The sequence below is a fragment of the Oligoflexus sp. genome (assembly GCF_035712445.1).
In the GTDB taxonomy this organism is placed as follows: domain Bacteria; phylum Bdellovibrionota_B; class Oligoflexia; order Oligoflexales; family Oligoflexaceae; genus Oligoflexus.
This window is the reverse complement of record NZ_DASTAT010000061.1, coordinates 52,846-74,520: the sequence shown is the minus strand read 5'-3', so window position 1 is coordinate 74,520 and position 21,675 is coordinate 52,846. Positions and strand designations below refer to the sequence as shown.

Annotated in this window: 18 protein-coding genes; 6 read left to right on the top strand and 12 right to left on the bottom strand. The window is 55.0% G+C overall.

Features of this window, described 5'->3' with window-relative positions; all coding sequences use genetic code 11:
• Positions 1 to 207: 207 nt before the first annotated feature.
• The gene (locus tag VFO10_RS12465) at positions 208 to 2,460 is read left to right on the top strand and encodes a hypothetical protein (protein ID WP_325140564.1); all 2,253 of its coding nucleotides are present in this window, start codon (positions 208 to 210) and stop codon (positions 2,458 to 2,460) included.
• A 63-nt stretch (positions 2,461 to 2,523) separates the two neighbouring features.
• On the opposite strand, the gene VFO10_RS12460 is transcribed toward VFO10_RS12465, so the two are convergent.
• From VFO10_RS12460 to VFO10_RS12445, 4 genes are all read right to left on the bottom strand, one after another.
• Complete coding sequence (locus VFO10_RS12460) at positions 2,524 to 3,318, bottom strand: GNAT family N-acetyltransferase (RefSeq protein ID WP_325140562.1); 795 nt, start codon at positions 3,316 to 3,318, stop codon at positions 2,524 to 2,526.
• A gap of 142 nt (positions 3,319 to 3,460) precedes the next feature.
• On the bottom strand, positions 3,461 to 4,300 hold the full coding sequence (locus tag VFO10_RS12455) for an ATP-binding protein (RefSeq protein ID WP_325140560.1): 840 nt from the start codon (positions 4,298 to 4,300) through the stop codon (positions 3,461 to 3,463).
• The gene (locus tag VFO10_RS12450) at positions 4,254 to 5,372 is read right to left on the bottom strand and encodes a 7TM-DISM domain-containing protein (protein ID WP_325140558.1); all 1,119 of its coding nucleotides are present in this window, start codon (positions 5,370 to 5,372) and stop codon (positions 4,254 to 4,256) included. Before VFO10_RS12450 ends, VFO10_RS12455 begins: the two co-directional genes overlap by 47 nt.
• Positions 5,373 to 5,557: 185 nt before the next feature.
• The gene (locus VFO10_RS12445; RefSeq protein ID WP_325140557.1) at positions 5,558 to 8,353 is read right to left on the bottom strand and encodes a 7TM diverse intracellular signaling domain-containing protein; all 2,796 of its coding nucleotides are present in this window, start codon (positions 8,351 to 8,353) and stop codon (positions 5,558 to 5,560) included.
• Between the two features lie 192 nt (positions 8,354 to 8,545).
• On the opposite strand from VFO10_RS12445, the gene VFO10_RS12440 reads away from it, so the two are divergent.
• Positions 8,546 to 9,394, top strand: a complete 849-nt coding sequence (locus VFO10_RS12440; protein WP_325140555.1) for a trypsin-like serine peptidase — start codon at positions 8,546 to 8,548, stop codon at positions 9,392 to 9,394.
• Positions 9,395 to 9,559: 165 nt separating this feature from the next.
• On the top strand, positions 9,560 to 10,966 hold the full coding sequence (dbpA, locus tag VFO10_RS12435) for an ATP-dependent RNA helicase DbpA (RefSeq protein ID WP_325140553.1): 1,407 nt from the start codon (positions 9,560 to 9,562) through the stop codon (positions 10,964 to 10,966).
• Here dbpA and VFO10_RS12430 read toward each other — a convergent pair.
• Entirely contained in the window at positions 10,929 to 11,714 is a 786-nt protein-coding gene (locus VFO10_RS12430; RefSeq protein ID WP_325140551.1) for a hypothetical protein, read from the bottom strand. The genes dbpA and VFO10_RS12430 overlap by 38 nt on opposite strands.
• A gap of 210 nt (positions 11,715 to 11,924) precedes the next feature.
• Here VFO10_RS12430 and VFO10_RS12425 point away from each other — a divergent pair, with 210 nt between their 5' ends.
• Complete coding sequence (locus tag VFO10_RS12425; protein ID WP_325140549.1) at positions 11,925 to 12,131, top strand: heavy-metal-associated domain-containing protein; 207 nt, start codon at positions 11,925 to 11,927, stop codon at positions 12,129 to 12,131.
• A 34-nt stretch (positions 12,132 to 12,165) separates the two neighbouring features.
• On the opposite strand, the gene VFO10_RS12420 is transcribed toward VFO10_RS12425, so the two are convergent.
• Positions 12,166 to 13,374: a response regulator gene (locus VFO10_RS12420; protein ID WP_325140547.1), complete on the bottom strand. Its 1,209-nt coding sequence runs from the start codon at positions 13,372 to 13,374 to the stop codon at positions 12,166 to 12,168.
• Positions 13,375 to 13,546: 172 nt separating this feature from the next.
• Here VFO10_RS12420 and VFO10_RS12415 point away from each other — a divergent pair, with 172 nt between their 5' ends.
• Complete coding sequence (locus VFO10_RS12415) at positions 13,547 to 14,632, top strand: hypothetical protein (RefSeq protein WP_325140545.1); 1,086 nt, start codon at positions 13,547 to 13,549, stop codon at positions 14,630 to 14,632.
• On the opposite strand, the gene VFO10_RS12410 is transcribed toward VFO10_RS12415, so the two are convergent.
• From VFO10_RS12410 to VFO10_RS12400, 3 genes are all read right to left on the bottom strand, one after another.
• Entirely contained in the window at positions 14,618 to 15,934 is a 1,317-nt protein-coding gene (locus tag VFO10_RS12410; protein ID WP_325140542.1) for an MFS transporter, read from the bottom strand. The genes VFO10_RS12415 and VFO10_RS12410 overlap by 15 nt on opposite strands.
• Positions 15,935 to 15,961: 27 nt before the next feature.
• Positions 15,962 to 16,726: an LOG family protein gene (locus tag VFO10_RS12405; RefSeq protein ID WP_325140539.1), complete on the bottom strand. Its 765-nt coding sequence runs from the start codon at positions 16,724 to 16,726 to the stop codon at positions 15,962 to 15,964.
• A 171-nt stretch (positions 16,727 to 16,897) separates the two neighbouring features.
• Entirely contained in the window at positions 16,898 to 17,668 is a 771-nt protein-coding gene (locus tag VFO10_RS12400) for a hypothetical protein (protein WP_325140537.1), read from the bottom strand.
• A gap of 354 nt (positions 17,669 to 18,022) precedes the next feature.
• Between VFO10_RS12400 and VFO10_RS12395 the strand changes: the two genes are divergently transcribed.
• Entirely contained in the window at positions 18,023 to 18,868 is an 846-nt protein-coding gene (locus VFO10_RS12395; RefSeq protein WP_325140535.1) for a trypsin-like serine protease, read from the top strand.
• 44 nt (positions 18,869 to 18,912) lie between these two features.
• On the opposite strand, the gene VFO10_RS12390 is transcribed toward VFO10_RS12395, so the two are convergent.
• From VFO10_RS12390 to VFO10_RS12380, 3 genes are all read right to left on the bottom strand, one after another.
• Positions 18,913 to 20,175, bottom strand: a complete 1,263-nt coding sequence (locus tag VFO10_RS12390) for a NupC/NupG family nucleoside CNT transporter (protein ID WP_325140533.1) — start codon at positions 20,173 to 20,175, stop codon at positions 18,913 to 18,915.
• A gap of 103 nt (positions 20,176 to 20,278) precedes the next feature.
• Positions 20,279 to 21,268, bottom strand: coding sequence for a Crp/Fnr family transcriptional regulator (locus VFO10_RS12385; protein WP_325140531.1), 990 nt, complete (start codon positions 21,266 to 21,268; stop codon positions 20,279 to 20,281).
• A gap of 71 nt (positions 21,269 to 21,339) precedes the next feature.
• Positions 21,340 to 21,639: a Dabb family protein gene (locus tag VFO10_RS12380; RefSeq protein ID WP_325140529.1), complete on the bottom strand. Its 300-nt coding sequence runs from the start codon at positions 21,637 to 21,639 to the stop codon at positions 21,340 to 21,342.
• Positions 21,640 to 21,675: the final 36 nt, after the last annotated feature.

The following is a 21,675-nucleotide window of genomic DNA, read 5'->3' as shown; positions in this document are numbered from 1 at the left end:
TCCCCAGTCTCCCTCAAAACATTCTCTAATATTTCTGCAATATCCTGTCTTTTTTGGCGTCTTTCGCGGTACAGCGGCCACGGGACCAGCCCGTGGCCAAAACACAGGAAGGAGCTTTCCGTGAGCCGCTCTTTGTTATTTTTCCTTGCCCTAACCATCGTCTCCCAAGCCTGCGGAGATTCGAAGTCCAATAGGGCGTCGGACCCTTTGCAGGAATCTGCTATAGATGAATTCACGCTTTCAGCAGAACTCCTGAACCTGGCTCCCGATGAGAAAGCCGGGCTCCTCACTGTCACATGGCGAAGCCGCAATACCTATAAGTGCCAGCTGACTCTAGGAGATGGACAGTCCTATCCGGATCGTCTGCCCAACGATGAAATTGCGGGAATTTCCGTCTCTGTGTCGACATTTGTCGTTCTGACCTGCAACGACGCGCAGGGCAATGAGGTCCGAGCCGAGAAAAGTATCAAGCTCACGCGCGATCCCAGCAACAAACTCGCGATTCTGGCTTTTGAAGCAAAACCCAATAACGTGGTCCTGGCTCCTTCAGAAAATGAGGGTACAGTTCAATTGAAATGGCAGTCGCAGCTTGCTTCGAGTTGCACCCTGGAGCGCCTCACGCCATACTCGGCGATGAAGGTTGACGTTCAAGGACGTGATCTTCCTTTCCAGGTATGGGAAAGCACGCAGCTGGTTCTGACTTGCAAAGACAGCACTGGCTCTGTGCAAAAGACGATCGGTATCAAGGTTGGTCGCTCCCCTGGCCCGGAACCTAAAATCCTCGATCTGGCGATCACTCCCAATCCGCTCTTTATCTTCCGGGACGATGGGCCACAGCCCATCACAATAAGCTGGAAGACCGAGGGCCTCAACACCTGCGGGCTTGCGCTCAAGAACGAATCTGGGAACGTCGAGTATTTACGCGGTCTGGATGCGAGCGGAACGAATGAGTCCTTTCGTATCAACACAACCAGTGATGTGACGCTATCGTGCCAAGGACCGGCCGGCCAGGATATAAGCAAAACAATCCAAGCCCAGGTCACCACCCTTGACCGTCCGGAAAAGTGCGAGGCTTCGGAGCGAAATCTCTATTTCATCCGCACGCTGGATGACAATGCGACCCGCTTTTTTTCAAGTCAAGCTGATCGGGATAAGGCATTTGAAGACATGCAGAATCTGCCTATTTGCAGGGATGGGAACTGCGTGAAGGAAGACAAAACCCATTTCACCATCAAGCTCAACGACAAGGAGGCCTTTGTTTATGGCATGAACGAGAAGACCCTCCGTGATCAGCATATGGCGACCCTGCAGTCCTCAGGTTTCTGCTCACGACCCACCAGGGTGAGTGCTGATGCTTTCTATATAACGATCGACGGCAAGAACGCCTTTTACATTGCAGACAATAAAGAGCGCTTGAATCGGCTGCTCGAAATGTTTCAGAAGAATCTGCCTTCCTCGAAAAAATGCGGCGTGACTTCATCCTATCTGACTCTCGATGGTCGTGATGTCTTTTATGAATCCGACGATAGCAAGCGATGGAATGCCTTTATGAGCTTGGAAGAGAGCGGCTTCTGTTCGGTGCCCACCAGGGTGGGTGCAAACCGATCGTACATCACCATCGACGGCCGTGATGTCTTCTATGAATCTGATGATGCCAAACGGCTTCAGTGGATGCTCACCCTGTCGAAGAAGAATATCCTGCCAGAGGGTTCAAAGTGTGGCGCAAACCGCTCTTACATCAGCATCAGCGGTCGTGATGTTTTTTATGAAAGCGATGATCATAAACGGTCGGCGATACTGGAACGACTTGCGGTTAGTGGTTATTGCACCAGCGCCAGCCCGATCAGCGCGAACCGCTCCTATATTACCATTGATGGCCGTGATGTTTTTTATGAAAGTGATGATGGCGCCAGACTCAACTGGATGCTTTCTCTTTTCCAAGCCGGACTCTTTCCGGCCGGTACACGCTGTAACGCCAATCGGTCTTATATTACTCTAGATGGTCGGGACGTTTTCTATGAAAGCGACGATCGCAAGCGCGCCCAGACTTTGAGCGTCCTCTTCGCCAGTGGTTTTTGCATGGGGGCTTCGGAATTGTCCGCCAACCGTTCCTCCCTGACCCTGGGTGGCCGCGATGTCTTCAGTTTCAACGATGATGACGAGCGCCTGACGAGGCTCATGGAAGGTTTTAAAGCAGGCTTGGGCAAGCCGCAGTCCAGATGCGCAGCCAATCGAAGCTTTGTGACTCTCGATAAGAAGGATGCATTCCAGGCCAGTGATGATGCGGACCGCTTTCAGATGCTGGTCAAACTCGAAAAGAGCGGCTTTTGCAGTCGCCCCTCACGATTCGGTGCAACAACATCAGCTGTGACGATCGACGGCAGGCCCGTGTATATCATCGCTGATCACGAGGCCAGGCTTGAAAAGTTGATCGCCTTGTTTCAGGGCGAGTCCGAATAAATTCGACCCTGAAGTCCTGGACGATGTAAACCAGGTTCGACAAGCATCCCAAACCGCGAGCCGTCAGCTGGGTAATCGTTCCCAGCTGGTCGCGGCATAATGGAAGCCAAAGCCAAGCCGCTGCAGATTGCGGTAGCTGGCTGTGAGAAACTCCACATCCGTGAGCAGCGTCGCGACGCCCAGAGCCGCCGCATCCTGAATGCGACTGTGGATGAGCGCACTTTGCACGCCTCGCCCGCGAAAGGACTCAAACGTAAAGGCGTTCGCCATCCAGGCTCGATCGCCTTTATGATAAAGAGTTGCCAATCCAGCCAGCTCATCCTCGCAATAAGCGAGATAGCAGATGAACGAAGAATTCTCATAAAAATGGCGTTTAGCGGCCAGCACGGCAGGCGCAATCGCTCGTCCCATGGACGCCATCACCGCGTCCAGGAAGATAGGTCCCTCGCCGGACCCGACTTTTTTGATGGAGATGCCAGCGGCTGGCCTAGGAAAAGTCGAGTCAGGCTTCCTGTGAAGAAACAGCAACTCACGAAACGGTAGGAAACCACCTTGGATCAGCTCAGCGGATAATTGCGGCGTCAGGGCATGCGGCAGCACATCGATGGAGTGGGCGAGATTCTGAGCATCATACTGCCGGCTGATTTTCAGCAGCGCCTCGGCTTCGATGGGATCAGCCACAATCAAGCGATTGACATAAGTATCCAGGGGCGCCGTGGGATCTTTGATCTGAATCAGATGGGAGTCCGCATGGATCGAGGGCATCCCTTCAGTGACATCACGTAAAGTCCGACGTCGATTGAAACAGGCATACTCAGCCTCAAGCAAAATGGATTTCAGAATATCCGGGGATGCCATGATCCATCGACCTCCAGGTGTACGGAAGGTTGAATACCCTGAAACTATGCAATAGCCAGCCGACCACCAGCAAGAGATTATTCACGAGTTCGCTCGTTATCTCAAGCCGGGTCGTGCAGGTTGAGTGGTGCCCGGCTGCCTATCAGGCGGCGCGCTGACCGCCGTTGGGCAACCGTTCTTCAAAGAGAACGAAGGGAAGATCAATCAAAAAGCGGAGAGCGAAAAAGCCTGGTTCCTTTTCCTCTCCGAGCTGAATGGTAATGCCGCCTCCGGCGTCCTGCAGAAAACTCCGGACGGCATCCATACCCACGCCACGGCCCGAAATATCCGACACCTGATTGGCCGTCGAAAGGCCGGAATCAAAAATCAATTCCGCCAAAGCCGCCGCCGTGTAATTCACATCCTCACTGATCAGCCCACGGGCAAGGCCGATATCACGAATGCGTGCGATATGCAGACCGCGACCATCATCCTCATAGACGAGGTGCAGGCGTTCACCGTCCCGCTGCATGCTCACCCGGATATGACCCACGGGTTCCTTGCCCTTTTTGCTGCGTTCGGGCGCTGTTTCCAGACCATGATCCATGCTGTTGCGCAGAAGGTGGACAAAGACCCGGCGGAAAACATCCTCAGCTCTTTCGGTCAGAAGAATCCCGCTGTGATGCAATTCAAAACGCGGCGTTTCCTTATGCAGATCCCGCGCCAGCACCGGCAGGCACTCCACCAGATCGGCAAAAACCTGGTCGACGTCCTTGAAGAGCTTGACATGCAGCGTCGCCTTGAGTCGATCGACCATACTCAAAACATCGGCCGGCAGCTCGCGGCCACGGGTCGTATGGCAGATGTCGTAATAGAGCCCTTCGATGAGTTCCACATGAAATTCCACCTGCCGATGCGTGGCGCTGATCCGGCCCAGTTTTTCCCGGGCGATTTTTTCATAGATGCCGACGATCCGTTCCGCCTCCTTCAGATCCTTTTCCATGCGGGTAAGATCCCAGCAGGAACATGATGCCCGCAAGGAAGTACGCAGCGCCTTCCACTTTCTTATACCAGGCATAGGAAATCGCCGCCACCGCGTGAACGCACATGCAGCAGGTCAGGAGCTGATAGCCAAGCGTCTTATCGACGAAAAAACGCGGGGACGTGAAACCCGCAAGGCCGACGAAGACGAGGGTGACGACGGTCATGAAAAGAGGGACCCAGGCTTTATAATGTTTCGGGAAGCTGCAGTGGGCAAACCAGGTGAACATCGGCACGCTGCCCATCCAGGTGATGTTATAGAGCCGAAGCCGCAGATTAAAATCAAGATGGGGCACCAAAGTCATCAAAAGACCATCACGGGTCACAGTCAGGTAGCATCCCACGCCCAGGCAAAGCAGACCGAAGAAGAGAGTGGACGGATCGGACCGCCGCAACCAGAAAAGGCAGAGATGATAGATGCCCATGATGAAAAGAGCGCCGATGATGAAAACATCCAGACTGATTTTTTTGAAGCGCATCCAGGTCAGATCATCAAGCGAGCCCAGCAGGGGGGAACTATTCATGCCGGCCAGGAAAATTTCAAAATTCGCCGCCTGCACGATCACATCGAAATCAGCCGTCTTTGGCGTAAAGGCATAGAGTTTGGGACCCTGGCCACCTGTGGACGTGTCAGCGGACGTTCCCAATGTTCCATAATGCGCCACGTCCACGCCATCGACGATGATGCGTGATGCCGACCATATCGAAGCCGGGAAATAAAGAGCCAGAGGCGCGGGCGCATCGAGTCGAACTCGCAGATGATAGCTCGCATAGCCGAAGGTCGGGTACTTTTCCTTCGCATTGGTCCAAACGCTCGGGACCGTAATGAGCGTCCGCTGGGCCTCCAGCTTCTCGATATCCTGAGGTTCCACGAAGCTTTGCCAATAGAAAGCCCAGTCACCGTTCAGCTCAAGGGGGCCGTCGAGTTTTTGGCCTCGCAAATCGAGGATGCCATCCCCGGCGAGGGTCCGCGCCTCGGCAGTGAGTGACCCGAACAGAGACAGGAGAGCGAAGAGTCGAACTAGAAAATACATGAACGTTTCCTTCCGCTGGTAAGGCTGCTTTCGGCTCCCAGGCGGAAATGATTGAGCGAGGATTTACGAAGAAAAACCAGAGATCTCCTGGAGTAAACCTGTATTCTCAGGTTGAAGCCTCCAGGAGGTGCATAAAAATAGTGATGTGGCGTCGCAGTCGCTTCGCTCTGCGCAAAGCTTATGGTTCAGGCGACTCCCTGAATGCAAAGTTTCGGCACCAGTCGAAAGACAAAATTGAAGGGAACAAAGTCCAGGTTGATCACAGGAGTCTCGGTCAGAAGCTCAATGCTGACCTGACCTCCCTTCACTTCGATATAGTCTTTGACAGCACTCATGCCTACGCCCCGACCGGATATCTCATTCACCGTCTCCACGGTGCTAAAACCCGGCTCGAAAATCAGATAGGCCATGTCTTCAGGCGAAATATTCTTATCGGGCCTGAGCAGACCACGATCCATCGCAATCCTGCGAATTGCCCGCAGATTCAGCCCGCGGCCATCGTCGTGGTAGACGATCACGAGCTGGCCGTCCTCCAGAGCAACGGACACTTGAATATGCCCTTCTGGACTCTTGCCCATCGCACTGCGTTCGGATGCGGTTTCGATGCCATGGTCCATGGAATTACGGATGATATGCACAAAAGTGTTCCGCACCAGCTCCTGGGCTTCCATGGACAGATGAATGGAATGCCCCCGAACTTCGATGACAGGCGGCTCTTTCCGCAGATCCCGCGCGAGCATATCGGCCGTTCCCAGGACCTCGCGGAAGACGGTTTCCGCCGGAATAAACGTCAGATTTTCAATGACTTCCTTCAGGCTCACCGCTTTTTGCCGGAACTGGGATGGTCCTTCGTCGGCAACGACCCTCAAAAAGTTCTGCATGCGATCCACGAATTCGGTCGAAAAAGTAAGAGCGTCGCCGGAATTCCGTCCGAGCTTGGCCTGGTTCAACTGCTGATACAAATCGATCTGATTCTGAATGATCTGCTGACCCTGGAGCAGTCGCGCATGATCCCACTTCACATCCTTATTCAAGGACTGGGCCAGGAGCTGTTCACTGTCATGCAGCATGGGAGTCAGATTCTTCAGGCCGAGGCTTCGAGCCGAGCCTTTGATCGTATGCATATTGATGAGCAGGATCTTCAGAACTTCCTTGTCAAAACGCAGGTTGCTCTTCAGCAGGCGCAGGTTGTCGGCCAGGAAACGTTGGGCGGAGTCGATGAAGATCCCGAAATTCCGCGGGGTCACGTCCAGAATCTCGCCGATGCACTCCAGTTCCCGCGAACGTTCATGGGCTTCCGCTTCCAGCTGTTTCAGCGCCGTCACATCCTTGATCGAGATCAGCATCTTCTCGATCGTCCCGTCCTTGTCCATGACAGGATTCCAATCGAACTGCAGCACCCGCTGCTCCAGTCCGAAAAGATAGGTCAGTTCATGGGGCAGAAGATTCGAATTCAATTCGAAGTTCAGGGCCGATTCACCCATGCTGTTGTCCAGCACCGAGCGCACCTGACTCTTCACATCACTGTCGATCGCGGCATTGGCGAAGAGGAGGTCGACTGCATGGACCCCAGCGATCTTTTCCGTTTTGAAAATGCTTTTGGCCGATTCCGAATAGGTGTCGGTGATTTCCAGCTTGTTTTTCCCGATTACAACGATACCGATCTGAATATGCTTCAGAATGGATTTTATTTCGCGGGTCTGTTCTTCGACCATGCGCTCAAGATTGTTGTTCAGGTGCACGACGGCGTCATGCTCTTTCTTCAGCTCCTGGTTCAGCAGTTCGATCCTTTCGAAGGCCTGCTTTTCCGTAAGGCGAATCTTGTCCGCCAGGGCCAGCGAGATCAGGACGACCTCCACCACCGAGCCTATCAGAACGCCCCATTCGGCCAGGAAAGAGGCCGGCAGGTGTCCCGCGACAACAGCCATCCGGACGACATTGGCCACAATCATCACAATCCAGGCCAGAGTAAAAAAGTAAGCCGGGCGAAAGCGCTTCATGGAACAGACTATACCGGCCGTCAGAGTAATGAAGGACGCGAGCGTCGCTCCCAGAACAGAAACTTTGGCTCCCAGGTTATAGCTGGACAGCAGCGAGACATCGGAGACGACCGAGAAAAACATCCCCGCATAGCAAAAGCGCAAAAGCCAGGGGTGCCGGTCCCTCAGAGACAGAAAAAGGACCGGGAAGAGGCAGGCGAGGAGCGTGGATTTATTCGCGATAAAGATGTAGCCGCTATTCATGAACCATGTGTAATCGCTCAGATGAAGAACAGCCAGCCCACTGTAGGCGAGCGGTTGCCAGATCATGGTGAGAATAAAGCCCACATACACGAGATAGGTGAGTTTACGCAGCTGCATCCAGATGAAAAGGTTATAGAGTGCCATCACAAGGAGTATGCCCAGAAGAGTATAGGCAAAGACATAGTCATCGGTTTTAGCCTGATGAAAGGCATCCTCGCCGTGGAGCTTGATATCAAAGATTACGCTTCCTTCCGTTTGAATACGGATATAGAGCCAGCTGTCGCCAGGGGGCAGATCCATGCGGAAGGTCGGTAGCCGATGGGCTGCACGCCGAGGATCATGCGGCGTCCGGTCTCCCATGGACGCATGCGCGACCAGGCCCTGGTCTGGTATCACCTGCCAGAAGCTGATGTGATCGACGACGGCGTAGCCTTCGGTGACGTAAACAGTCAGAGCTTTGTCACTCGTGTTGCGGAGCTGCACACGGGCCCACCAGGCCGCTTGGGAAAACCCAAAGTTCGGCGTCTTCCTGCTGTTCGGTGCAAACTGCAGCGCGAACTCAGGCTTCAGGATATCCGTCTCCTGAAATTTTCCCGCGCCATCTTCCACAAACCAAAGCTGCTGATCCAAAGGTAAGGTTTGCAGCTCGGAGTCGAGTTCGACGACCGCTTGATGAGCTGGCGCCGCCTGCAGAAAGTCATTGAGTAAAAATAAGAAGATCGCAAGAATTCGTGACATCGCATTCACCTCATGCTCTGAAGGTGATCTTCGGCTTCGTATACCCGCATGTTAAATTTATTTTGATTTCTTACTCTGAGGTAAGGCGGCCCATCGAAGGCGGCTATATTTCAAATAAGCTGTATTGCCAAGCTTCAGGCGAATGTTTAGCCATGAATGCAGAACGAGCCGTCATTACATTGAGAGGATGCCATGAAAAGCTTACTGCTTTCGATTCCCTGCCTACTTGCGTCTTTTTCGTCACTTCACGCGGACAGCATGCCTGAGTTTGGCCTGCCCATTCCCAAAAGTCTGGATGCCGTGGAGAACTTCACCGCGGATTATGATTTCGAAGGCATTCTGGGCCTATCGAATTGCTCGGGCAGCCTCGTGCGTTTTGATGATAGCCAGGACACTGATAAGGCCATGGTGCTCAGCAACGGTCACTGCACGGGCATGATCGATCCAGGCCGTATCGTGTTCAATCAAAACAACAGCAGAAGCTTTGATGTCCTGGGGGCCAAGGCCAATAAACTCGGAACCGTGCGCGCGGAAAAAATTCTGTACGCGACCATGACCAAAACCGATATGAGTCTTTACCAGCTGCGTGAAAGCTATGCCGACATCCGCGCGAAATTCAATATTGATGCGCTGACGCTGAGCCGCGAGGCCCCCGAACTCGGCACCGAGATCGAGGTCATCTCGGGCTACTGGAAGCGCGGTTATTCCTGTGCCGTGGCCGCCGTGGCTCCGGTTCTGAAGGAAGGCAAGTGGAGCTTCGAGGACGCGATTCGTTATACTTCAAGCTGCGATGTCGTCGGTGGCACCTCCGGCTCGCCGGTTCTGGCCGCAGGTACGCGCACCGTGGTGGCCGTGAATAACACGGGCAATACTTCGGGCCGCAAATGCGAAGTCAATAATCCCTGTGAAGTGAATGAGGATGGTTCTGTGATCTATAAGAAGGGTTATAGCTACGCGCAGCAAACCTTCTGGATCTATTCCTGCCGCAACGATCAGGGGCAGGTCGATGTCAAAGTTCCCGGCTGCCTTTTGCCACGCTGAGCCGCGGCTCCTGAAATCCTGGTTCCCGAGAGGATGGACCGGCCCTGGTGATGCGTGTGCTGAAAGAGGATGCACACGATATCGCTCAGGGCGTCCCCAGTCTTGGCTGGCTCTTTTCGAAGTCCTGCGTTATGGTGCTCCGTCCCAGGATTCCGGAGAAAAACTATGCATACAGCGCCCACCGCAAACCCATCCTCTTTCGCTCAGCTTGCGATTTCACCTGCTCTGCAGCAGGTCGTTGCCGAGTTGGGTTTTGCCTCCATGACACCCATTCAGGCCCAGAGCATACCTCTCCTGCTGCAAGGTCATGACCTGATTGGCCAGTCCAAGACCGGGAGCGGCAAAACGGCTGCGTTTACCCTGCCCATCCTCGATCGCATCCGCGTGAGCGCACGGCGGGTCCAGGCCCTGGTGCTTTGTCCCACGCGGGAACTTTGCGGGCAGGTGGCGCGCGAGATACGGAAACTTGGGCGGCGTCATCCCGGACTGCAGGTTTTGGTGCTGGCTGGCGGGGAACCGTCACGGCCTCAGGCCAATAGCCTGGAAAGCGGCGTGCATATCGTGGTGGGCACACCCGGCCGCACGCTCGATCATCTGAATCGTGGGAACCTCGATCTGAATCCTCTGCGCTTTCTCGTGCTCGATGAAGCCGATCGCATGCTCGACATGGGCTTTGCGGATGAAATGGAAAAAATTCTGGACGCGGCTCCGAAGAATCGGCAAACGATTTTCTTCTCGGCGACATTTCCCGCCAGCATCGAAGGGATGAGCGCGCGTTATCAAAGAGAGGCGCAGCGCATCACCATTGATGAAGGTGAGGTGACCGCCTCCAGCGTGAAACAGATCCTGGTCGAGATCAGCGCTGAAAATAAACTGTCCGCCCTGCATGGGCTATTGGATCAATATCGTCCAGAAACCGCGATCGTGTTTTCCAATCACAAGGCCGCGGTCGCCGAAATCACCAAAGCTTTGAACGAATGGGGCGTAAGCGCTGCCGGGCTGCACGGTGATCTGGAGCAGATGGACCGTGACAAGGTCATGGCCAAACTTCGCAACCGCAGTATTCGCGTGCTCGTCGCCACCGATGTGGCCGCGCGCGGTATTGATGTCGCGGATCTGGATCTGGTGATCAATTACGATCTGCCTTTGAAGGCTGACACCTATGTCCACCGCATCGGCCGCACAGGTCGCGCGGGCAAGGAAGGCATTGCGATTTCCCTGGCCTCGACCCGCGATCGCATGAAGGTGGACGCGATTGAAACGTACACGGGTTCAAGCTTCGAGCGCGAACGGGTGCAGATCGCGAAGCAGGAAAAGGCCCTTTATCAGGGCGCGGCGATGACGACGCTTTCCATTGGTGGTGGTCGCAAGGATAAGCTGCGCCCCGGCGATATACTCGGGGCCTTGACCGGAGAGGCCGGCGGCCTGGACGCCCAGGACATCGGCAAGATTGAGATCCACGATCGCATCGCTTATGTGGCTGTTGCGCAGTCCATCGGCCGCATTGCGGTCGAACGTCTGCGCCAGGGCCGTATCAAGGGGCGGAAGTTTGCGATTGATTGGGTCCGCTAGGATAAAGCGGTCCGGCCGGAGTGCTGTCGTCTTCCGGCAGAAGCTCCACCTCAAGATCCAGCTGCGAATCAATATAGCCCTGAGCATTCTGCTGGCTTAACAGCAGGAAGGCTGAGGTCGCCAGATCCAGCTGAGGCTTTTGGCAGTGACCGGAGGCCTGATTCTGCGAATGCGCAGCAGGACAGAAGTCGGTGATATAAAGCACGACAGCCTCAGGTACAGCCGGTGATGCCCCCAAAGCCTCCGTCGTCTTCTTTACATAATAATCAGGCACATAGTTATTCACGGGAATGCGCGCGGCATTGTAATCAGCCAGCAGCGAGGGCTTGCCCGGAGTTCCGCACCAGCGTGATCCGGCCTTGCAGCTGACTTTCAGCTTGCGGCCGCAGAGCTGCCAGTTCTCGACGCAGGACGGCTCACCACCGTGCACATTGGGGCCGCAGCGTTTCAGCCCCAGCTCGGGCATCACATCACTCGGCGCCACAAACCAGAGCGCATAGTCGCCCGTCCGAAATTTTTCATCGACGTTATCACAGACGATGCCGCCTTTGCTGGGATTCAAAGGCCCCATGCTCGCTTCCCAGCGGCCATCCTTTTCCCAGGTATTATAGGTCGTGTTCACGATGGAACTGGCCGCAGATAAAGGCGCAGCCTTGGGCGCTTCCAGAGTCGCGACGCGACTTGAGGACTGGGAATGGCAGTGAAAGGAGGTCGCGGCCAGGAGCGTAAGCAGCAGGAGATTTTTCATGCGTATCCTCGTGCGTGAAAAGGCCAGAGATCCGCGCCAACCCTGCAGGAAATAGACCAGTAAATATGGCGGTAAGTCACGAGAATCAGGAAGGAATAAGGCGAAATCACTGTCAAAAAATTTTACAGTGGCCAGAGAGATTATTTTCCTTGACCCTCCCACCGTGGGAAGGCCGATTCTGGAATCAACTTATGGAAGGAGGATCTTTCGATGTACGAATTTAAAGTCGAGGGCATGACCTGCAATCACTGTGTCCAGGCCATCACGAAGTCGCTGACCAAACTCGATAGCCGGGCGAAGGTTCAGGTGGATTTGGCGTCCAAGCTGGTGAAAGTGGATAGCGTCGAGGATCCGAAGACGCTCGCCGCTGAAATCGAGGAGGCTGGCTATACGGTGCTGAGCACAGCCACGGTTTGAATGCATTCCTTCTGCCGTTGTGCTGGGTGATCATTCAGCAGAACGGTAGCATTTGAGCGTCCTGAAGACTACGCTGCGCTTTCGCCATCTGCGTGAGCATGTTGTGAATCTCTCGGCGGATACCGATTTGAAGCTGAACATCGGGTTCACGCTCCAGTCGGTTGAAACCCATGTAAACCCGCTGGCTGTAGGAAACGATACTGACAAGCAAACGGCTCATCATGGCTTCGCGGATGGGGCCGATCAGACTTGTTAAAAGATGATCAATGCCAAATGGCTTGAGCAGGAACTCGCGAACGCCCAACTGCAGACCTTCATGCAGGTCCTGTTCGGAGGGTTTGTGGGCGGTCATGATCATGCCATTGGCAAAAACTTCGCTCCGACTTTTAAGCTCATGTAGCGAACGCAGTACAGCGAGCCCACTCATATCAATGATCTCAAGGTCGACGATCACAAGATCAATCTGATCACCCATGACCGAGCTGAGAAGATTCAAGGCTTTTGCGCCCGTATCCGCCTCGATCAGACGCGCGCGGGGCAGGATAAGCTTGATGAGGTCGCCGACCACCTGGGTCAAGCCCGGCTCATCATCAACCAGAAGGATGCACGGTTCAATCTTAAGACTGTTCAGGGTCGTGAGCTGTTTTTCCAATTCATCGGAGCTGAGGTGTTTCGAATGAAGAGTTCGATAGCTTTCCTTGATGAAGGGACAGCTGGGGCAGATCGTGAGGTCTTTTTTCAGCTCATCAAGCGCGGTGATGACCGGCCATTTGATTGCGTCCTGCGACCGGGGCGGCAGTTCCGGTTCTGTGAAATGAAGTTCCTTTTCGCGCAAGAGGCCCTCGGTCGCTGTCTTCAGTTCGTTCCGAACCGCAGACGAGCCGACGACCGGATCATGGTCAGCGTCGGCCGTTTCCACGATCTCGAGGAGTTCCTCCAGAGCCTTTTCCATGAGCTCCACTGAAAAATGGCTGAACGGCACCGGATTTTGCCCGCGAAACATTTCGCAGTAATCTTCCATCTGATGGACGAATTCCGCCACCTCGCGGAAACCTACCATCGCGGCGGTTCCCTTCAGAGAATGAAGGACCCGCATGAGGTCCTTCATGAGCGGAGCGTCGGCCTCATCCCGGGCCCTGCGGCCAAGAACCGCCGCAGCCGCGCGGATACGATCTTCGGCTTCCGTGCGCCACTCGACTCGAATGCGGCGCATGTCTTCGGCGGATAAGAGTTCGCCGCTCATTCCGTGGTTCTCCGTTTGATCTAGAGTGCGAGTCTGATTTTCCCAGATTTTCACCTAAATCACAATTTTGAATCCAGAGAGCGGCAGGGCGCCCCGGAACGAGGCATCGGACTTGACAAATGCTGACTTTCCTGCGCAGATGCGTCTGGAGACTACGTATTTCGAGGTGTCCATGAAGTTGATCGAGAAACGTAAGCTGAGCTACTCAGTCACATTGCCATTTTCTCGCTACCTTCGCCAACATGATCGCGGAATCAAGCTCCCGATCTGTTACGACGAACTTCATGACTACGTGGAGGCCCTGCCGCTCTATGATGCCCAAGGACAGGATACCTATTGGTCCACGCTCTGCTACGCACCCGCGGTCAGGCGACCTTTGCACGACGCGCTGCTGGAGATTTACTCGCATCTGCGAGCCGGAGGCTCAGGCCTTCACGTGCGGCATCTGGAAGTCGATCGCATCGACCTCTGCCTTTACGCGAACACCTCCCCTTTCCGGGTGCGGGTGATCAACCGATTGAATGATAACTTCGATTATTTTTATCTCAAAAAAGCCGACATGTCCCGGATCTTCGGCCTGGAGCTGGAGCACCTGCTTTCGCCCAACCGCATTTCCTACCTTTATTCCGGTGACACGCTGGTCGAGGAGCACATCTACGGGATTCCGGGTGATGTGTTCCTGCAGAAGAAACTGGATCAGGATGATACGAGCCGCGTGCGCCTCGCCAAGGAATTCGTGAAGTTCAATGAGCGTTGCGTCCTGCGCCTCTTGGGGGACATGCACGCCGCCAACTTCGTGATCGACGTGACCATGGACTTTGAACAGAATTATTTCCGTATCCGCTCGATCGACTTTGACCAGCAGTGCTTCGAACCCTCGCTGAAGGTCTACCTGCCGCAATTTTTCAAACAGAACTTCCCCTATGTGAAGCTCGTGCTCGATCACCTGTCGATTGAATCCGTGCATCAGTATCAGCAGGAGGAGCGGGCGCAGTTTTTCCGCCGAACCCGCTCGGAGATCCTGCGTTTGGAAGGACTCTTCAATGCGCTGGAAGGCAGCACGCTGGCGCCGCATGAGAATATCATCGCGCTTCGGACTCAGCTGGCGGACTATTATGAAAATCGCGCCTTCCTTCAGTGTGAGTCGATGACGGGCCTGATCAAACTCATCCTGAAACTGATCGAGATGAAGGCGCTGCCGACCGGTTTCAAAAGGCCCGTTCCGGGCCTTGAAACGGCAGGTTTAGTGATGCACTGAATCCGGCGTGGCGTTGTGGGCGCTCTTGAACCAGGTCAAGGCCAGGAGCAGGCAGCCCAGGATAGCCGAAGCCAGATAAAAGAGTATCGCCGCATTCCAACCGAAGCGATCCACCAGAACTCCGGTGGTGACACCGCAGACAGAAGCTCCCATATAACCAAGCAGCCCCGTGAGACCCACAGCGCTGGACGCCGCCTGCTTGGTGGCGAAGTCGGCTGCGGCCACGGCCACGAGCAGCTGCGGCCCATAGACCAAAAAGCCCAGCGCGGCGAAGATCACCGACATCATACCCAGCTGACCGGACGGCACATAAAAGAGTATGCCCACGCCCACGATCAGAAGCAGCATGAAGAAAACCGAGACGGGACCGCGACGACCCTTGAAGATCTTGTCGGAAATCCAGCCCGAGGCAAAAGCGCCGAAGATGCCCGCGATTTCAAAACCGGACAGCGCGTAGCTCGCCTGTTTGATATCAAAGCCCTTGGCTTCCTGCAGATACTTGGGCGCCCAGTCCATGATGCCGATGCGCACGATATAGACGAAGAAGTTGGCAATGCTGACGACCCACACCCACTTGTTATAGAGGATGTATTTTTTAAAGATCTCGGCGAAGGGAGTATCGTCCTTCGGCGCGGGCGTCGTGACTTCGCCCTTGTAAACTTCCACAGGCGGCAGGCCCATGGATTCGGGGGAATCGGTGAGTCGGTTGAAAAGCCAGAAGGCTCCGACCACGCAAAGAGCGCCGGGAATCCAGAACGCGGCGCGCCAGCCATCATGCGCGACGAGGTAGCCCGCCCACACCACGATCACAGCGCCACCGATCTGATGGGAGGCATTCCAAATGCCCCAGGCCGAACCGATTTCCTTGGGCGCAAACCAGCTCGTCAGAAGCTTGGAACAGGGCGGCATGCCGGCCCCTTGGAAAAGGTTATTGATGGCCCAGAAGACGATGAAGAAGGTCAGGCTGCTGCCGAATCCAAAGAAGAGGTTGATCACGGCCGAAGCCAGAAGACCAATGCTCATCATGTACTTGGGATTCATGCGGTCGGCGAGGACCCCGCTGAAAAATTTGGAAAAGGCGTAGACGATGGTCGCGACGCTCAGCACGACGCCCCATTCAGTATTGGAAAATTGAAATTCGTCAGTGATGGCCTTGCTGGCGATCGAAATATTCTTCCGCACGAAATAATAGAGGGCATAGCCGCCCATCATTCCATACATCACCCGCACGCGCCAGTAACGGTACTGCGCATCTATCGTGGCCTTATCGGTGACCGCCGTGATGTTTTCTGTTTGGCCCATGATCCTGTTCCCCCTTGATGCCTCGGCTCATCGGCCTTGGCTGGACTTCAGCGCTTTTTCGATGTGCAGGACAGCGGCGTCGGTGGTCTCGGCGATATAGAAGAGCTTATCGTCTTCCGCGCTGATCGTACCGAGGGCTTTCATGTCCTCCACCCGGCGCAGAAAGGTGGACCAGGTTTTCCTGCCACCCAGGAAGACTACAGGCACGGTCTTTTTCTTTTTCGTTTGAATCTTCGACAGCGATTCAAAAATCTCCCACTCGGTTCCGAAACCGCCGGGGGCGATGACGACAGCGGCCGCGTAATCTATAAGATCCGTTTCCCGCTGGGAGAAGCTTGCTGCCATGTATCCGTGCGTTGTGTAGGTGTTCGGCCGTTCCAAACCACCCGTGAACCAGGTGCCGATGCTGAGGCTCTTGCCCTTGGCATCCGCGGCCCCCCGATTGCCGGCTTCCATGATGCCGCGGCCTCCGCCGGTCATCACAGGGAATTCAGCGCCATGTTTTTGCGTCCATTTGAAAGCGAATTCGCGGGTGACTTTGTAGGCTTCGTGATCTTCCGGTGTGCGTGCGCTGCCGAAAATGGAGACAGCCCCCTGGGGAGCATGACGGTCCATCAGCTGTTTGGCGCAGAACGCATCCTTCGCAATGGCCGCCGGGTCAGGTATTTGGCCGTCCGGTACGGCCTCATTGACGACGGCGCAGTCCGATGGTGCAAGGCGAATGACCAGGGTTGCGCAGCCTGGATTCACCAGCGCTGCGAGCAGTAAAAATTTCCAATTTGATTTGAACATGGTGACTTCTCTTAGCAAATTTCAGTGTTGCGCCGCCCACACGATCGAGGGCGGGCCTGTTCCCCTATAGGGCCAGTATTCAACCATGAAGGGCTTATGCCAAGAGCTTTTCCGGTTTGACGGCTAGTTTTTTGTGTTGATGAGGGTCGCGTAAGTCAATTGCGCAGGGGCTTAGCGGCCACCGCTTGCAAAGAACCAGCGCTGATCTGAAAAGTAATAGCGCACATAGTCCGCGCGTTCCCGATAACGATTCTCAATGGCGAGGGTCAGGCTGTTGCGCCCGGGACGAACCGCGCGCTCAGGCAAACGGAAAGTCCAGACTTCGCAGTTGCGATCCAGCCGGCGCACGCTTTCTATCACCAGGGGCTGCTGATTGAAAACGGTCAGGCGCACGCGATCGCAGGTGTTGGCTCCTTCCAGTCGCACGATCAGCTTTTGCTGTTCGATGTCCACCCGCACGCGTCCACCGCAGGACGGGAGAAGTGCGGTATTGCGCGCCTCATCCAGGTAGATCAGATCGTCTTCACGAACGGTCACGACGGGAGACGGTGCGGGATACGTTGGCTTCCAGCTTGGACGTTCCCAGCGCGGCCTTTTTTTTCCGGCATGATTCTCGTCCGCCTGCAGCTGAACATGATCTTCGGTGCGCGAGGTATTGGAATGAACACGGAGCGTCAGCTGCTCACGGTAAAACGTGGGCTGCCAGGTATAGACATAGGAGTAACGATCGTTGAGATTTTGCATTTTGATGCGCTGGCCATTGACGGATACGTTGCTGCAGTCGGTTACGTCTTCGATTTTGATGATGGTCTGACGCTCGTTGCGATAAACCATGGCGTGACCGCCGCAGTTCGGCAGATCTATGTGCTGGGATCCGGAATGAGCAAGAGCAGGGGCGGAAAGAAGAAGGCCAAGGGTCCAGGTGCTAAGTTTGAAGCTCATGAGGTCTCTCCCGTAGGTGCATGAGGCTTGGACAGCCGATTTTTTCTTTGCAAGGCCAACACCAGGGAAGGGCTCGCGAAACATTTGAGTTTTTTGGCTTTGGCGGGGCTTTCCTCGCGGCTCGGGTTGTGCTGCAAAGTACCCAGCTGTGATCCTAATTGGATTCGATTATTTGGAGGTCCAGGCCTGATCAAAACTGTTGGTTGAGGAGATTTCATGTGGACCTGAAACAGCAGTTTGATAAATGGTTTCAGGACTTTATTGGAATATTGAAAAAAATTAAATTTGTTCTGGCCAGTCAGTCAGCAGACCGCTATATTCCGTTCCGCACAACACACAGGAATGGGAGCTTGCATGGCACGCACATCACACAAGACCTGGTTTCACTTCGCCGCCGCGACAGGGCTGGCCTTTCATATGATCGCCTGCGGATCGGCAGGACCCGAGACGAGTGCTGTTAAGGTGACCAACGGTATTGAAATTGCTGAGACGGATTATCCGTCGGTGGTCTTTATCGCAGCGCAAACTCCGGAAGGTCTGGCCAACTGCACGGCGACTTTCGTGAACGACTCCCAGGCTGTGTCGGCCGGCCACTGTGTAGAGGGCACCAGCGAGCGCAATCCTGCTCTTTACCTGGTTGAACAGAAGATGGTCAAAGGTCGCCCGCAGATGCGCGCTCTGGCGAAAGCCCAGCGTTGGTATCGCGACGCCAGCTACGACATCAATGATGGCGTCGGTCCGCTTGATCTTTCTGTGATCACATTCCCCGCAAACAGCGCGCCAGCGACCAGCCAGATCGCGGTCGTCGATCCTCAGGTGGATGATGAACTGACCATCGTGGGTTATGGCAACAACAGAAACTATGTGGACTCTTTGGGTCAGCTCTCGGGATCGGGCGCTGGTAAAAAACGCAAGGGCGTGAACCAGGTCGCCAACGTCAGCGACGATGGAATGATTCAATTCATCGGCGTGCCGGGTGCGGTGAGTGATGTGGAAGCAGGCCGCTATGCTTTGAGTGGTTCGGGTGACTCGGGTGGACCCCTCTTCATCAAAGGTCGCCTCGCGGGTGTGACATCCGGTGGTGGCGTCGGCCAGACCGAAGATGGCCAGGATATTTATATTTCGCAGTATGTGAATCTTCGCAGCGCCAGCAGCCAGGCTCTTTTGAAAAAGGCGCTTAAGGCCGGTACCGTATTCTGAAAAAAAAGCCGGTGTGATCTTATCCGTCGGCTTTTTCCATCCGATCAGATCAAAAGCCCCACGATCGCAGCGGTCATGCATGTGGCCAGAGTTCCCGCCAGCAAAGCCTTCATTCCATAACGCGCGATATCCGGGCGACGCTCGGGCACAAGACTTCCCGTTCCTCCCAGCTGAATGGCAATCGAACTGAAATTGGCAAAGCCGCAGAGCGCGTAGGAGATGATCACGCGGGAACGGTCGGAGACGCCTTCGCCCATTTTTGCAAGGTCCAGGTAAGCGACAAATTCATTGAGCACGAGTTTTTTGCCTAGAAGCTGGCCCATCGCCAGGGCTTCATGAGCCGGGATACCGATGACCCAGGCGAGTGGGGCGAAGATCCAGCCGAGGAGCCAGTCCAAAGTCAGGGGATGACCGAGCCACTGTTCCAATCCGAGGAGCGAGCCGAACCAGGTGAAGAGGCCATTGAAAAGCGCCATGAGAGAGACGAACGCGATCAGCATGCCGCCGACATTCAGCGCGAGTTTGGTTCCTTCGCTGGCGCCATGCGCGGCGGCATCGATGATATTCACGGCCGTCTTCTCCGTGTGAAGTTCCACCCGGCCCATGGTTTCTGGAATTTCCGTCTCCGGCACGAGGAGTTTCGATAGGACCAGCGCAGCCGGTGCCGCCATGATACTCGCCGCCAAAAGATGACCGGCAATGTTGGGAATGAGCGGCGAAAGAATGCCGACATAGGCGGCCAGGACTGCGCCCGCAACCGTGGCCATACCGCCGGTCATCAAAGCCATGAGCTCGGAGCGGGTCAGGCCGCTCATATAGGGGCGAATCATGAGTGGGGATTCCGTCTGACCCAGAAAGATCTCGGCCGCCGCCGCGAGGGCTTCCGCGCCGCTGACCTTCAGCGTCCGATGCATGACCCAGGCGATGCCGTAAACCACTCGCTGCATGATGCCCAGGTGATAGAGTACGCCCATCAGCGCCGAGAAAAATAGGATGGTCGGCAGAACGCGGAAGGCGAAGATATACCCGTATTTATCGGTGCTGCCGAGGTCACCAAACAGGAAGTTGGCGCCCTGATCGGAGTAACCCACGACCGCTACGATGGCATTGTTGGCTGCTTCAAAGATGGCGTAAGCCGGGCTGTGCAGGCCGAGCACAGGAATTCCGAGCAGCAGGAAGGCAAAGATGAATTGCAGGCCCACGCCCAGGGCCACAGTGCGCCAGGCGATACGGGATCTGTTTTCCGAGAGCGCCCAGCACATTCCGATAATGATGAGCAGGCCTAAAATTCCAATAAATTGCTGCATGTCGCCACCTCTGCCGTGGATGAAGGCCGTAGGGCAGCACGTCGCCACCTCTGCCGTGGATGAAGGCCGTAGGGTAGCAAGCGGTGAAAGAGCGGGCAAGGGTTCAGGCGGCCTTGCCGCTCTGCTTTTTCTCTTCGGTGCGGGAGATGGCCCTGAGAATGCGGGCATGCTGCAGTACGATCTCGACGGTCTTTTTCTGGACTTTGAAATTGATGTCCTTGCCCTTGGCCACGACGATCGCATCGTCGATGCCTTCCAGGATCATGGCGATTTCAGTCCATTTTTCCACGACAAAGCCTTTTTTCTTGCCTTCCTCTTCCAGATTTTTAAGGTCGATGGAAAAGGTATCATAGGCCGTGGCCTTCGCCTGGCGGCAGAGAAGATCGAGGATATCGACGAATTCCTGGGGCAAAAATTTCATCGCCGTATTTTTCTTGCGAATGCGGCTCGAGAAATCAATGAAACGCTCCAGATCACCACGGTTGTGGATCGTCAGCATATCTTTCTTATAGGAGTTCTTGGTGATGGTAACCAACCCACCCGACACGATCGCGTCGATGACCGGCGTGACCTTGGCTTTATCCTTGTTCAGAATCTGCGCGACTTCCCTTTCCGCGGGCTCGCGTTCGATGCCCCAGCTCTTCACTTCCTTCACGCCCATCTTGTAGTAGAGCAGCTGAAGAACATGAACGGTCTTGATCATCTCTTCGATGGGATTCAGGTTGCCCTTGTACTTGGCCTCGATGTCCTGAAGGCGCTCGTTGGTGTCGCGAAGGCGCGAGGACAAGGTCGACATCAGCGTGACGAACCACTTCGGGATCTGGGTCATGATCTTATTGAATTCATCGTTGGAAATCTTGGTGACTTCCACATCATCGACAGCGCGGGCCGAGGCCGAGCGCGGTTTTTTATCGAAGAGCGCCATCTCACCCAGCATGGAGCCGGCACCAATGGTGGCCAAAGGAATTTCAGTCCCACCCTTGTCAAGGTAGACAAGGATCTGACCCTTGCGGATCAGATACATGCCATCGGACTGTTCACCAACTTTGAACAGTAGTTCGCCAGGCTTCAATATTTTATTCTTGCCGGACAAGGCCGATCTCCTGCTGCATGGGACTGCTTGCTCTTACGGATCGGCATTTTCCTGGGCGACTTGAGCCCGCCTTAACGTGGAAACTCGTAATCCACGGCCAGGATATCGGCCAGGGCGGGGCGGATCAATTCGTGCACGATGTGCTGATGATCGGGATGCACCTGGTAGGCGTCAAGTCCTTGGCGATCGGCGAAACGCACGACCAATCCATATTCAAATCCCTGGTTTCGGTCCGAGAAATTAGGGCCCGCGCTGATGTCGAGAATGCTCGGCACCTTGCCTTTCAGAGCCATGAGTTCGCTGACGATCTTCTCTTTGGTAAACGCTGTGGTTTCCGGCTTAAAGCGAAAAAGTACGATATGTTCCAGCATGCTGCACTCCTGCCTGGGCAAGTTCTGCCCTTTTGA